The organism is Bacillus sp. 0102A (assembly GCF_036765155.1).
Classification (GTDB): Bacteria; Bacillota; Bacilli; order Bacillales; family Bacillaceae; genus Bacillus; species Bacillus subtilis_G.
In genome coordinates this window covers 1-12,571 of record NZ_JBAIZW010000003.1, presented here as the reverse complement: position 1 = coordinate 12,571, position 12,571 = coordinate 1, and the positions used below count along the sequence as shown (strand labels likewise).

General features: G+C 44.4%; 15 protein-coding genes. 5 read left to right on the top strand and 10 right to left on the bottom strand.

The window, feature by feature from the left end; genetic code table 11:
• Positions 1–52: 52 nt before the first annotated feature.
• Positions 53–319 (top strand): spore morphogenesis/germination protein YwcE, encoded by a 267-nt coding sequence (gene ywcE / locus V6D41_RS08270; RefSeq protein ID WP_081638379.1) that lies wholly within the window; start codon positions 53–55, stop codon positions 317–319.
• A 40-nt stretch (positions 320–359) separates the two neighbouring features.
• Here ywcE and qoxD read toward each other — a convergent pair whose 3' ends face one another.
• From qoxD to qoxA, 4 genes are read right to left on the bottom strand one after another with little or no spacing between them, the layout of a single operon-like run.
• The gene (gene qoxD / locus V6D41_RS08265) at positions 360–734 is read right to left on the bottom strand and encodes a cytochrome aa3 quinol oxidase subunit IV (protein WP_087993190.1); all 375 of its coding nucleotides are present in this window, start codon (positions 732–734) and stop codon (positions 360–362) included.
• Between the two features lies 1 nt (position 735).
• A complete protein-coding gene (gene qoxC, locus V6D41_RS08260; RefSeq protein ID WP_003222171.1) occupies positions 736–1,350 on the bottom strand; it encodes a cytochrome aa3 quinol oxidase subunit III in 615 nt (204 codons plus the stop codon).
• A 13-nt stretch (positions 1,351–1,363) separates the two neighbouring features.
• Entirely contained in the window at positions 1,364–3,313 is a 1,950-nt protein-coding gene (qoxB, locus tag V6D41_RS08255) for a cytochrome aa3 quinol oxidase subunit I (protein ID WP_148963393.1), read from the bottom strand.
• A gap of 27 nt (positions 3,314–3,340) precedes the next feature.
• Positions 3,341–4,306: a cytochrome aa3 quinol oxidase subunit II gene (gene qoxA, locus V6D41_RS08250; protein ID WP_087993273.1), complete on the bottom strand. Its 966-nt coding sequence runs from the start codon at positions 4,304–4,306 to the stop codon at positions 3,341–3,343.
• Positions 4,307–4,819: 513 nt separating this feature from the next.
• Between qoxA and V6D41_RS08245 the strand changes: the two genes are divergently transcribed.
• Entirely contained in the window at positions 4,820–5,065 is a 246-nt protein-coding gene (locus V6D41_RS08245) for a GlsB/YeaQ/YmgE family stress response membrane protein (protein WP_003222176.1), read from the top strand.
• A 69-nt stretch (positions 5,066–5,134) separates the two neighbouring features.
• Here the strand turns inward: V6D41_RS08245 and galT are convergent, their stop codons facing one another.
• The 4 genes from galT to V6D41_RS08225 all read right to left on the bottom strand — a co-directional run bounded on the left by galT (position 5,135) and on the right by V6D41_RS08225 (position 8,992).
• A complete protein-coding gene (galT, locus tag V6D41_RS08240; RefSeq protein WP_333517878.1) occupies positions 5,135–6,676 on the bottom strand; it encodes a UDP-glucose--hexose-1-phosphate uridylyltransferase in 1,542 nt (513 codons plus the stop codon).
• Between the two features lie 3 nt (positions 6,677–6,679).
• Positions 6,680–7,852, bottom strand: coding sequence for a galactokinase (locus V6D41_RS08235; RefSeq protein ID WP_333517877.1), 1,173 nt, complete (start codon positions 7,850–7,852; stop codon positions 6,680–6,682).
• A 67-nt stretch (positions 7,853–7,919) separates the two neighbouring features.
• Positions 7,920–8,303, bottom strand: coding sequence for a GtrA family protein (locus tag V6D41_RS08230; protein ID WP_333518159.1), 384 nt, complete (start codon positions 8,301–8,303; stop codon positions 7,920–7,922).
• 17 nt (positions 8,304–8,320) lie between these two features.
• Positions 8,321–8,992 carry a TetR/AcrR family transcriptional regulator gene (locus tag V6D41_RS08225; protein WP_333517876.1) on the bottom strand — a complete coding sequence of 224 codons (672 nt, stop codon included), beginning with the start codon at positions 8,990–8,992 and terminating at the stop codon, positions 8,321–8,323.
• A 350-nt stretch (positions 8,993–9,342) separates the two neighbouring features.
• Here V6D41_RS08225 and slrA point away from each other — a divergent pair, with 350 nt between their 5' ends.
• Entirely contained in the window at positions 9,343–9,501 is a 159-nt protein-coding gene (gene slrA, locus V6D41_RS08220) for a transcriptional regulator SlrA (RefSeq protein ID WP_014115625.1), read from the top strand.
• 170 nt (positions 9,502–9,671) lie between these two features.
• Here the strand turns inward: slrA and V6D41_RS08215 are convergent, their stop codons facing one another.
• Complete coding sequence (locus V6D41_RS08215; RefSeq protein ID WP_333517875.1) at positions 9,672–9,830, bottom strand: hypothetical protein; 159 nt, start codon at positions 9,828–9,830, stop codon at positions 9,672–9,674.
• A gap of 114 nt (positions 9,831–9,944) precedes the next feature.
• Here V6D41_RS08215 and V6D41_RS08210 point away from each other — a divergent pair, with 114 nt between their 5' ends.
• Together V6D41_RS08210 and V6D41_RS08205 are read left to right on the top strand one after the other, a co-directional pair.
• The gene (locus V6D41_RS08210) at positions 9,945–10,253 is read left to right on the top strand and encodes a DUF485 domain-containing protein (RefSeq protein WP_333517874.1); all 309 of its coding nucleotides are present in this window, start codon (positions 9,945–9,947) and stop codon (positions 10,251–10,253) included.
• Complete coding sequence (locus V6D41_RS08205; protein ID WP_333517873.1) at positions 10,250–11,791, top strand: solute symporter family protein; 1,542 nt, start codon at positions 10,250–10,252, stop codon at positions 11,789–11,791. Before V6D41_RS08210 ends, V6D41_RS08205 begins: the two co-directional genes overlap by 4 nt.
• A 92-nt stretch (positions 11,792–11,883) precedes the next feature.
• On the opposite strand, the gene V6D41_RS08200 is transcribed toward V6D41_RS08205, so the two are convergent.
• A complete protein-coding gene (locus tag V6D41_RS08200; protein WP_333517872.1) occupies positions 11,884–12,486 on the bottom strand; it encodes a DsbA family oxidoreductase in 603 nt (200 codons plus the stop codon).
• Positions 12,487–12,571 lie beyond the last annotated feature (85 nt).

Sequence of the window (12,571 nt, the reverse complement as noted above, 5' to 3'; positions counted from 1 at the left end):
GTTCCTCTATTTCATTTTTGTAAACGTTATCACAAAATGAAAGGAGACGGGTATGATGGACATGTTTTTTGCTTATTTATTGGTTGCCAGTGCAACTCCTCTTTTTATTTGGCTTGATAACAAAAAAGTCGCACTCTCAGCTATTCCGCCAATCATCTTAATGTGGGTATTCTTCTTCTTTTACGCAACTGAAAGCCTTTCTCCACTAGGACACACTCTCATGATAATCTTGTTTGCCGTCAATGTCATTGTCGCTCATATCGCCGCATTTATCATTTACGGTCTTCCGTATCTTCGCAGAAAGCGAAGCAGCAGTTGAAACAGCAAAAAAACCCTCTTCTGACGAAGAGGGTTTTTGCTTATTCGTGATGGCCTGAATGCTCTGAGTGTTCAGTGCCTCCAGGAGGATTTCCGTCCATATGGTCACCATGGTGATAGTGAGCCGCGAAAATCCAGATGGATCCAAGTACGATAACGATCGCGCCAAAGAATCCGAATAGCGTGTTTCCGACTTGGATGGTGCCGTTTTCGCTCTCTGTCATGTGCATGAACATGAGAAGCTGCAGCGCCGCCTGGATGAAGGCAAAGCCGAAAATGATCCAAAGTTTTGCTGATGAGCTCAGGTCAGTATACACTGCAACCCATAGAGCCAGCAGGGTCAAAACGATAGACAGTGCAAAACCTACGATGTGCTTCCATGGAAAGTGACTGTGTTCAGCAGATTTGTTTGCCATTTTACAGACCCCCCAATCCCATGAGATAGACACCTGTAAAGATGAAAATCCATACAACATCTAAGAAGTGCCAGTATAAGCTTGAGATAAAGATTTTAGATGAAGTTTGCGGAGTTAGGCCGCGTTTCTTCAACTGAATCAGAATTCCTATAATCCAGAAAATACCGATTGTTACGTGAGTTCCGTGAGTTCCAAGTAAAACAAAGAATCCAGACCAGAACGCACTGGTACCGAGAGATGCTCCTTCATGTACATAATGGACAAACTCATTGATCTCACAACCGACGAAGCCGGCACCGAGAAGAAGAGTGATAATTGTCCAAATGACTACGCCTTTTAAACTTCCGCGGCGCATTTCATGAACAGCGATCCCGCAGGTAAAGCTGCTGATAAGCAGCAAGAACGTCATAATCATTACCAGATTGACTTCAAAGAGTTCGTCCGGTAAGACACCTCCTGCTGTTCTGTTTTGAAGAACGAAGAAGGTTGCAAATAGTGTTGAGAACAACACAATTTCTGCCCCTAAAAAGATCCAAAACCCGAGAATATTAAGTCTGCCGGTTTCAGATTGATATTCCATAGGCGCGTTAGAATTGCCGTGTTCTGCATGTTCCATAACTCACGCCTCCTTATTCGGAAATCTTTCTTTCCGTCTCTTTTATTTCATCAACACTAATGTAGTAGCCGTTGTCGTATTCGAATGAACGCAGAACCATGCAGAGCAGGACGCCGATCAATCCGACTACGCCCATCCAGTACCATTCAAAGACAAGTCCAAAGCCGGCAATACCGAAGGCAACAGACATAAAGAATGGTCTGCCTGAGTTGCTTGGCATATGGATTTTCTTGAATTTGCTTTCAGGGTATAACTCCGTTTTTTCTTCTTTCATCTGATGGAATGCATCTTTAGATTTGACTTCAGGAAGCACCGCAAAGTTGTAATGCGGTGGAATCGCAGAAGAAGTCGCCCAATCAAGCGTACGTCCCACACCCCATGAATCTCCGCTGATTTCACGAGTAGAGTAGCGGAAGCTGTAGTAGATGTTATAGCAAAGGATTAAGAATCCTACACCCATCATGAATGCCCCGACAGTTGAGACAAAGTTCAATGCTGTCCAGCCGTCATTCGGTCCGTATGTGTAAATACGGCGAGGCATGCCTTGAAGCCCCAAGAAATATTGCGGGAAGAAACACACATTGAAACCGATCATAAAGATCCAGAAGAACCATTTTCCGATTCTTTCGTTCAGCTTGTGGCCGAACATTTTTGGATACCAGAAAATAAATCCGGCGAAACAAGCAAATACAGTACCCGCGATCAGCACATAGTGGAAGTGAGATACAAGGAAGTACGTATTGTGATATTGATAATCCGCTGCTGCCATCGCAAGCATAACCCCTGTCACCCCGCCGATGACGAAGTTAGGAATGAACGCAAGCGCCCACAGCATAGGCGTTGTAAAGCTGATTCGGCCTTTATACATGGTAAAGAGCCAGTTAAAGATTTTAACCCCGGTCGGGATTGATATGGCCATTGTCGTAATTGAGAAGAATGAGTTAACGGACGCACTGTTCCCCATTGTGAAGAAGTGGTGAGTCCAAACTAGGAAACTCAATACGGAGATGGCGATAATAGATCCGACCATCGCTGTGTAACCAAACAATTGTTTTCTCGCAAAGCTTGCGATAATTTCAGAGAAAATACCGAACGCCGGAAGAATAACGATATATACTTCAGGATGTCCCCAAATCCAGAACAAGTTAGCCCAAAGCATCGGCATACCGCCTGCTTCCAATGTGAAAAAGTGAGCGCCGAACAAACGATCAAATGATAAAAGTGCTAAAGCTACTGTAAGCACAGGGAACGCAAACACGATAATAACCATTGTGATCAGTGTTGTCCATGTGAACATTGGCATACGCATCAATGTCATGCCTTTTGTTCTCATTTTTAAGATCGTGACCATAAAGTTGATCCCTGTCATCAGGGTACCGATACCGGCAATCTGAAGTCCGAGGAGGTAGTAGTTTTCACCCGGTCCAGGGCTCATTTCGTTACTTGCAAGCGGCATGTAACTGGTCCAGCCTGCGTTCGGAGAACCTCCGATTACGAAAGAAATGTTGAAAAGCATCGCCCCTACGAAGAACGTCCAGAAGCTCAGGTTGTTCAAGTAAGGAAACGCAACGTCGCGAGCACCGATTTGAAGAGGTACAACAACGTTGATAAGACCGATTAGGAACGGCATCGCCATGAAGATGATCATGATTGTACCGTGAGTTGTAAAAATTTCATTATAGTGGTTTGAGTCTAAAAAACTGTTATTCGGAAGCGCTAGCTGGGCACGCATCATCAGGCCGTCGACACCGCCGCGGAATAACATAATTACAGCAGCTATAATATACATGATTCCGAGTTTTTTATGGTCAACAGTAGTTATCCATTCAGACCACAGCCATTTCCACTTTTTGAAGTAAGTCAGTACAAAAATAATGGCAATGGTTGAAAGCGCAATGGAAACTTGTGCGCCCAGAATTAATGGGTCACCAGTTACGAAAAATTCGTCCCATTTGAATTTCATGCGGGCTTCCTCCTTTCCTGATCAATATCATTCTTCTGTATCATCAGACTTCTTAAATTCATTTTCTTTTACGTTTTCAAACGGATCTGTTTTAGAGTGCGGTGAAACGGCTTGGTAGCCAAGGCGTTTGCGCGCTTCCATCGCGTATTCTGCGTCCTGTCCGTGATCAACGTATTTTAAGTGAGTAGATGAAAACGTTAATTCATCCACATTTTCAGGAAGCATCAATTGATCATACTTCTCTTTTGTCAGCTTAGGCGCCTCGTTCTGAGACTTTTTCACCCAGCTGTTAAAGTCTTTTTCTGTGACTGCATTCACATCAAACTCTTGGTCTGCAAAATGTTCACCTGTGAAGTTCGCGTTGCGTCCTTCGTAAGTTCCCACTTCATCAGCCTGTAAGTATTGGTCCATCAGCATTCCTGCCATCGCGTATTTTTGTCCTCCAAGCTGAGGAATCCATAGCGAAGCCATTGAATCTGCAGATGAAATTTTGAACAAGATCGGGCGGTCTACAGGAATGTTTAAGTAGTTGACCGTTTCAATATCCTGTTCAGGGTAGCTGAATACCCATTTCCAGTCTACCGAAGTAGCATAAACAACAAGAGGCTCTTTATCCTTTGTTGCTTCAGGAGCTTTTTCTAACGAATATATCGTCTGTACGGTTGGCACAGAAAGTGCAATGACGATTAAAATTGGGATCACTGTCCAGACTACTTCTAAGAACGTGTTACCGTGAATTTCTGGGTTATAAGATCCATTATCTTTGCCTTTACGGTCGCGGTATTTTACTAAAATAATGGTAAATAGAACAAAGACGACCCCGACGATAAACAGCATAAATCCGATAGATAACAGGATCAAATCACTTTGCTGTTCAGCTACAGGCCCTTTCGGATCTAGTACTGAAGCATTGCTGCATCCCCCAAGGACGAAAACCACAGTTAACAGCGCTAATACAAGCAACGGTTTTAATGCTCTGAACAAGAAGATCACCATCCTTCCTATTGATGTAATAAATCTGAAGTGCATACTTCCTCAAAATCTTTTCTCTACTTTGTTATGCTATCAAAAAGTTCACTTATTAGCTTTATTTTTTTCTAAACTTCATCCCATTTTCGCTTAAATGTCATAAAATCGACAAAAATTGCTCCAACTTTATTCACATCTATCGCTTAAGATGAAAAGTTTCTAGTTATTTCCGCATATAAGTAAAGAAAGATGATGAAAAACTAATTCTGACAAATAAAGGTTTACCACAATAAAAAACTTAGGTCAATCAAAAATTTCATTTTGTTAAACTTTCTAGATAGGAATTAATTTTCCCTTGTCTAGCATCTTTTCACACGATTACCATTTTAACGCATCAAATTTTGAATGAAAAGGCTTAATAAAGCGGCAATATGCTCTAAACTGTTCCCATTTTTTAAGAGAACATCCATATGTTTAGCTTACACGCAATAGAGGAATGTTATAAGCAAATAAATACAAAATAGGATGTGTTGCATGATGAGTTTTATTATTTCACTTATCGTCGCTATTATTATCGGATGGCTTGGCAGTCTGTTTGTGAAAGGAGATATGCCCGGGGGAATTATCGGGTCTATGATCGCGGGTCTTATCGGCGCGTGGATCGGACACGGGCTGCTCGGAACATGGGGACCGAACCTAGCCGGATTTGCCATTATTCCGGCAGTGATCGGCGCAGCCATTGTCGTATTTCTAGTAAGCCTGTTAGCGAGAAAAAGAGGATAAGAGTGACAGCGCCCGAAGCGTCAGTGCTTTGGGCGTTTGTTTTGCGATAAAATCGAAAAAGCCTCAACCCTAGCGGTTGAGGCTTTTGACTGGTTTAACGCCTAAATGATCAATAAACCTTTTGAAGGCCTGTTTTCCTTCCGGTGTGTGTTTAAATACACCGGCGTGTTCAAGTATGCGAGCGAATACATGTCCAAGCTCTTCCTTTATCACTAGATCGGCATTCTCTTTTGTTATCGTTCTTTTTTCCATCATCCGAAGAGCCCACTCCTTATGTTTTGCCGTGAGCGGATTTTGTTCTAAAACTGTTTTCGGATCAGCAGAACACAGCGCCACTGCCGTTTCTTTCATTTCTTCCTGTAAACGACCCGGCAATATCGCCAATCCCATGACTTCAATCAGGCCGATATTTTCTTTTTTAATATGGTGAACGTCCTGATGAGGATGAAATATTCCTAATGGATGCTCCTCATCCGTCCGATTGTTTCTCAGCACGATATCAAGTTCGTACAAGTCTCCCTTGCGCCGCGCGATCGGCGTAACCGTATTATGGGGTGTATTGTCTGTATAGGCGGCTATCCCGGCTATTTCATCGGAATACGTTTGCCACGTGCGGAATATATGATCAGCAGCTTCAGCGACATGATCCGGTTTGTCTCCTTGGAGCCTGAGAACCGACATCGGCCACTTCACTAAGCCTAGCGACACACCGGGATGATCATGTAATTCATATACTTCTTCCGCTTCTGCACGCGCCATCGGAAAATCGTGCGCCCCGCCTTGGAAATGATCATGGCTCAGGATGCTGCCGCCGACGATCGGCAGATCCGCATTTGAACCGATAAAGTAATGCGGATATTGCCCGAGAAATGACAGCAGCCTTTCAAATGTTTTTCTGCTGATTTCCATCGGTTCATGCTCACCCTTTAAGACGATGCAATGCTCTGGATAATAAACGTATGGCGAGAACTGCAAGTACCATTCTTCCTCTTTAAGGATGACCGGAATGATTCTGTGATTTTGGCGGGCTGGATGATTCACGCTTCCCTCAAACCCGACATTTTCTTTACACAGCAAACACATCGGGTAATGAGTCTGCGTTTGCTCTTTTGCAGCCGCAATCGCTTTTGGGTCCTTTTCGGGCTTTGATAGATTAATGGTCATTTCCAGCTCGCCATATTCGGTCGGCACCGTCCAATGCACATTTTTGGCGATCCTGTCAGACCGGATATAGTAGACATCCTCTGAATATTGATAGAATTCCTTTGTCGCCTGTTTCGGGCCGTATAATGCTTTTGTCTCCTCAAACTTGCGAATGACCTCAGACGGAGGAGGTACGAAACATCCCATCAGCTTTGCGCTGAGCAAGTCACGGTATGTGTCTGTATCCGCTTCCATACGGCCGGTTTCCTCCGCCCATTTGTAAATAGGAGCAAGCAGGTTCGGAAGGCTCTGTTCCTTCTTGATACGTGTGTAGGAGACCGGCTCAGGATGTTCGATGTCCAACGCTTCATAAAGACGGTTTCTCGTGTATTCCCGATCCCAGATCGAAATCAGTTTCCGTTCCAGGCCATACTCCAGCAGCTGTTCCAGATGTTCAACAATACGCATGTGTCACTCCCCCTTTAGTTCTCTCGCTCCCTCTCCGATATCAGCGATATAAAATTCCGCTTTGAGACCTGTTTTTTCTTGGTATCTGTCTCCAGCCTTTTGGATAAAATCATCAACAAACGCATCCCTTACAATGCTGATGGTGCAGCCGCCGAAGCCCGCTCCCGTCATTCTTGATCCGATGACTCCTTCGTGGTCCCACGCCGCAAACACAAGCTCATCAAGTTCAGGGCATGTCACTTCATAATCATCCTTCAATGAAAGATGGGATTCCTTCATTAACCGCCCGATTTCATCTATATTGTTTTCTTTGAACATATCGGCCGTCTTGATAGCCCGGTGGTTTTCATATACGGCGTGCTTTGCCCGGCGTCTGTTCGTTTCATTTCGAATCAGGCTGGAATGCGCGTTGAAATCAGCGGGCTTGATGTCGCCCAGCGAGGCAATACCGAGTGCTTTTTGCAGATCAAGCAACGCGTCATTACACTCTTGGCGTCTCGTATTATAGCTAGAGTCTGCCAATGTCCTTTTTTTGTTCGTGTTCGCAATGACAAGTGCGAGGCCTGAGACATCGAGTTTGCTATATTCATAGTCCAGCGTGTCGCAGTTCAGCAGCATCGCATGGTGTTTTTTGCCCATTCCGATTGCGAATTGGTCCATAATCCCGCAATTGACACCGATAAATGTGTTTTCCGCATGCTGCGCCATTTTTACAAGTTCAAGCGCATCCACTTCAGGGTGGAAATAGCTTTGAAGCACGACTCCCATCAGCAGCTCAATAGAAGCGGAGGACGAGAGCCCCGCCCCGTTTGGAATATTCCCTGAAAATACAATGTCAAAGCCATGGGGAACTGAATAGCCCCTTTGCTGAAATTCATAAATGACGCCTTTCGGATAGTTCGCCCAGTCGTCTTCTTTTTGATAGCGGATGTCGTCAAGGCTGAATTCCTTGATGCCTGCCTCTTTAAAGTTGTCAGAATACATCCGGACAAGACCGTCGTTTCTTTCTGCTACAGCAGCATATGTACCCATTGTTAGCGCGCACGGAAAGACATGCCCGCCGTTATAGTCTGTATGTTCTCCAATCAGATTCACTCTGCCAGGTGCGAAAAAAAACCGTAACCCCTCTTTTTCTCCGAATACACTTGCAAATATCCCCTTTAGCTCTTCCCGCATGTGCAATCACCTTTCATGGTTTTATTTTTTATTTCCCCTTATTTCTCCAGCGAAACGATAGTGCCTGTCACACGCCTTCTTCTTTAGTCTTTTTAAAAACGAGCCATTTGCTTGCGGCATAGTTGACAACAACAATGACCGCGTTGTCGAGTATTTTAGCCAAGGTTTCATTTGTATTGAATTGGCCGACAAGAATGATCATCATGCCTAAATCTATGCCGAGAGACAGAACCCGAACGCTGAAAAAGGCAGTGATCTCTTTGATTAGGCTCTGCAGGTCATGTGTTTTTTGCTGAAACACATATAATTTATTCGTGATGTAAGCAAACAGCACGGACAAAACCCAAGCGGCGACAGTGGCGGCTTTGTAATCCATATTCATGATCTCTACCAATATATAAAAGCTGGCGATGTTCACAATGGTTGTGAAAACTCCCATAATGATATACATAATCATTTCTCTATACTTCACTGATGTTCCTCGCTTTCTGAAAAACTTTTCAAGATTGTTGGTCTCACGCGCTCTCTGTCTAGCGTAAAAAAAACCGAGAGTGCGTCTAAAAAGCTGCGGAATGTGGCGGGCTGCCCCAATACATATGCTTGTTTAATGATTCCGTCGAGTACCGCACATATTATTTTAGCCGTATATCCCGGATCAATACAGGCGTCAATCAGCTTTCTCTCCTTCAGCCACATAATATATAACGCGTTTTCCTCGACCCACAATTCGTACAGCCGTGCATAGGCCTTGCATTTCTGAAGGATTTTATATGTCGGCATATTCATGGCAAATGAGGCAATGTCCCACGACGGCTTATTTATGTAATAGGAATAAAGCAGCTCTGCGGCATGTTTCGCAGCCTCGTCCAATGTCAGCGGTTTCACTGAAATCTGCTCCATTTGGTCAAGATAACCTATGATAATCTTTATTTTCATTTGGCGTTTTTCGAGAAGATGCTGCAGAAAATCCTCCTTGCTGACAAAATGAACATAAAAAGCTCCTTTGCTGTACCCGGCTGCTCTGCTGATATCCTCCACAGAAACCGGATCATACGCTCGGTCAATCAACAAATTCAAGCCAGCTTCTATAAAACTTTCAAATGTTGCTTCTCTTTTAATTTGAAATTTGTTTTTTTTCATATTTCTCTCCAGGCGGCATGATTATCCTTATCTTACAACGGATCAATCTTTAGCGGTATTTATTTCTTTGAACGCTTATGCTATTCGGTTTCCCCGGGGTCATTTTTAATAGGCTAAATGATTTATTTTCATTTACGTACTATCCAGTCAGTATTTAATTGTTTATTATTATAAATAAGATTCATTGGTTATATTAGTCATTTTTTTAGGGAATAGGTAGGTGGTTTTTCCTTCAGTTTGTGAACACCGGGCAACTATGTGTGAAATTTGTTGTACTCGCCTCATCATCGCGCGGCTTTCTTTATTGCCCGCATGTTGCAGGAAAACATTTTATACAATTGGAGGTTACTATGAAAACTCATGTTAAAAAAGATTTGGACAAAGATTGGCATATGCTAATGCAAGAAGCTAGATCCATTGGGTTAGGCATTCGTGATGTGAGACAGTTTTTAGAATCTGAGACAGCTTTGAGAAAGAACAATCACAAAAAAACCGTCCGCCAAGACTAATCCGAACAGGCGGATCTATTACATCTGGCTTTTCTATCATCTGATCTGAGTTTTCACCATATCCTCTATTCGAAAGCGATTGCTACGCCGAGCTTGAGGACAAACGGTGTGTCAGCTAACATACGACAGACAGCCGGTGATGCGGTCACCTCTTGGCACATGCATTGTCATTAAGAGGTGATGCGAACATCCATAACCAGGCTCTGGTAAACAGCAGCTTTGCTGAGAACAAGCTGCATTCGGTGAGGTTTTGAAAGCAAACTCGTATATACGCGGCCGAGCTGGAAAACCTTCGCCTGTCTTTCTGCCAATTGCGTTCCTTTCTTCACGACTTCCTTCTTTTTTCATTCTTCAGATATTCTTCAATGCATAAATCAGACTTTCAGTACATACCTATTGGTGTACCTTTTTGCTTACGTTTAGTCAATAAAAGGAGGATAGCCATGTACAAAGCTGATTACAAACAGATTGCTGCAACGCCGTCTTTCCAAGCTTTTTTAAAGCAGAAACACGCTTTTATTGTTCCTTCTGCGATTTTCTTTTTCGTCTTTTATTTTTCACTTCCTGTTTTGACGTCTTATTTCACCTTTTTGAATGCGCCGGCCATTGGAGCTGTTTCATGGGCTTGGCTGTTTGCCATCGCCCAATTCGCCATGACCTGGATACTGAGTACGGTGTATTCCCGAAGGGCAGCTCATTTCGACAGATATGTAAGCGCTTTAAAGGCAGATTTGAAGGGTGAACAGACATGAATATGACTGCTTTTCTATTATTTTTAGCAATCGTCGGCCTAACGCTTGTCATCACCTATTTTGCCGCGAAGAAGACGAAAACGACGAGTGAGTTTTATACGGCTGGCGGCGGGCTCACCGGCGTTCAGAATGGACTGGCAATTGCCGGCGACTACATGTCTGCAGCCTCGTTTCTCGGGATTGCCGGAATGATTGCGTTATATGGATTTGATGGCTTCTTTTACAGCATCGGTTTTCTGGTGGCTTATCTCGTTGTCTTGTACATCGTGGCGGAACCGCTTCGGAATCTTGGGAAGTATACGATGGCTGACATGATTGCGGCTCGTTTTAAAGAAAAGAAAATCCGCGGCGTCGCGGCTCTGAATACCATTGCCATCTCTACTTTTTATATGATCGCACAGCTCGTGGGGGCCGGTGCGCTGATCAAACTGCTGCTTGGGCTGGATTATACCGTGGCGGTTCTCATCGTCGGAGTGCTGATGACCATTTATGTCGTGTTTGGCGGCATGATCGCGACAAGCTGGGTTCAAATCATTAAAGCGGTTTTGCTGATGGCCGGCACACTCGTGATTTCAATCATCGTGTTTTCGAAATTCGGCTTTAACCTTAATACCATGTTTGAGCAGATGAAAACGGCCACTCCGCTTGGCGCTGATTTTTTAAATCCCGGAAATAAATACAAGGTGCCGCTTGAGACTTTGTCGTTAAACTTGGCACTTGTGCTGGGAACTGCCGGGCTTCCTCATATTTTGATCCGTTTTTATACCGTTAAGGATGCTAAGACGGCCCGGACATCTGTTGTGTCAGCGACATGGATTATCGGCGTGTTTTACATTATGACGGTGTTTCTCGGCTTTGGCGCGGCTGCGTTTGTCGGTTTCGACGCGATTACGGCGGCTGACCAAGCGGGAAATATGGCGGCTCCGCTTTTGGCGAAAGCGCTCGGGGGAGATTTTCTGTTTGCGTTTGTGTCAGCCATCGCCTTCGCTACCATTTTAGCTGTCGTGACCGGATTGGTGCTGTCTGCCGCCTCAGCGTTTGCCCATGATATTTACAGCCAAATCATCAGAAAAGGAGAAGCAACTGAAAAAGAACAGATGAAAGCGGCCAGATGGGCTTCTGTCGCCGTGTCAGTGCTCTCCATTCTTCTTGCGATTTTTGCACAGTCTTTAAATGTAGCGTTCCTTGTCGCACTTGCGTTTGCGGTGGCGGCCAGCGCAAACCTCCCGCTAATTGTGTTTACGGTCTTCTGGAAGAGATTCAATGCCTCAGGCGCTTTAGTGGGCAGCCTGACAGGCCTGATCAGCGCGCTTGTGCTTGTGTCGATGAGCCCTAGTGTGTGGGATCCGTCCGGAGGTGCTGTTTTTATCGGCGATCCGCTCATTCCGCTTTCCAATCCGGGCATTATTTCCATCCCGCTCGGCTTCCTCGGCGCGTGGCTTGGAACGGTGCTGTCGTCAGATAAAACAGTTGATGAAGATACGTTTGCGGAAATACAGGTGAAGGCGCATACCGGCATTCACATGGATCAAGAGTAAAAAAATAGGGAAAACCAATCTGTGCTTGAAATCCAAAAAAGGCTGTCGAGGTACTCTCGACAGCCTGAGCTCTCTTGTATAGAGAGTTTTCCTTACTTTTTATGCTGTTCCTCAGAAATCGCTTTTTCAAATACATCCTTGCCGGCAGCACCCGGAATCACAGTGTCGCCAATGATAAAGGTTGGAACGGCTGTGATGTCAGCCTCTTCGTAGGCGTGTTTTAAGGCTTGGCGCTGCACGTCCTGATATGTTCTTAATTCCAGTGCGGATTTGAATGAAGCTCCGTCTAGCCCCACTTCCTTGGCAAGCTTCGTCAAGATGTCAATGTCGCCGATATTTTGGCCCTCTTGGAAAAATGCCTGAAAGACACGGGTATTGTATTCATGTCCTTTATTGTATTCCTTTGCAAAGTGGAAGCCTTCAAACGCCAAATCTGTATATGGATGAGGCGAGACGTTTGGAAAATTAATCTCGACTCCTAATTTCTCCGCCATTGGCTGAATTGATGTCTGCCACATGTACTGTTTGGAAGGATCATTGACCGGGTCAAGCTTTGGAGACGGGCTTGGGCGCAGTTCAAACGGCATCCACTCGACTTCAATATCCTTTCCTTTAATCGCTTCTTCAAAAGCGGCTTTGCCAATGAAACAAAATGGGCAGACGTAATCTGAATAAACTTTGATGGGTACTGTCATGATAATCTCCTTTCGTATAGGTTGATTTTAAACTGTAACAACAAAAGTTACAACTGTTTTTTTAAAAAGAAGCCTTAAAGGCTTC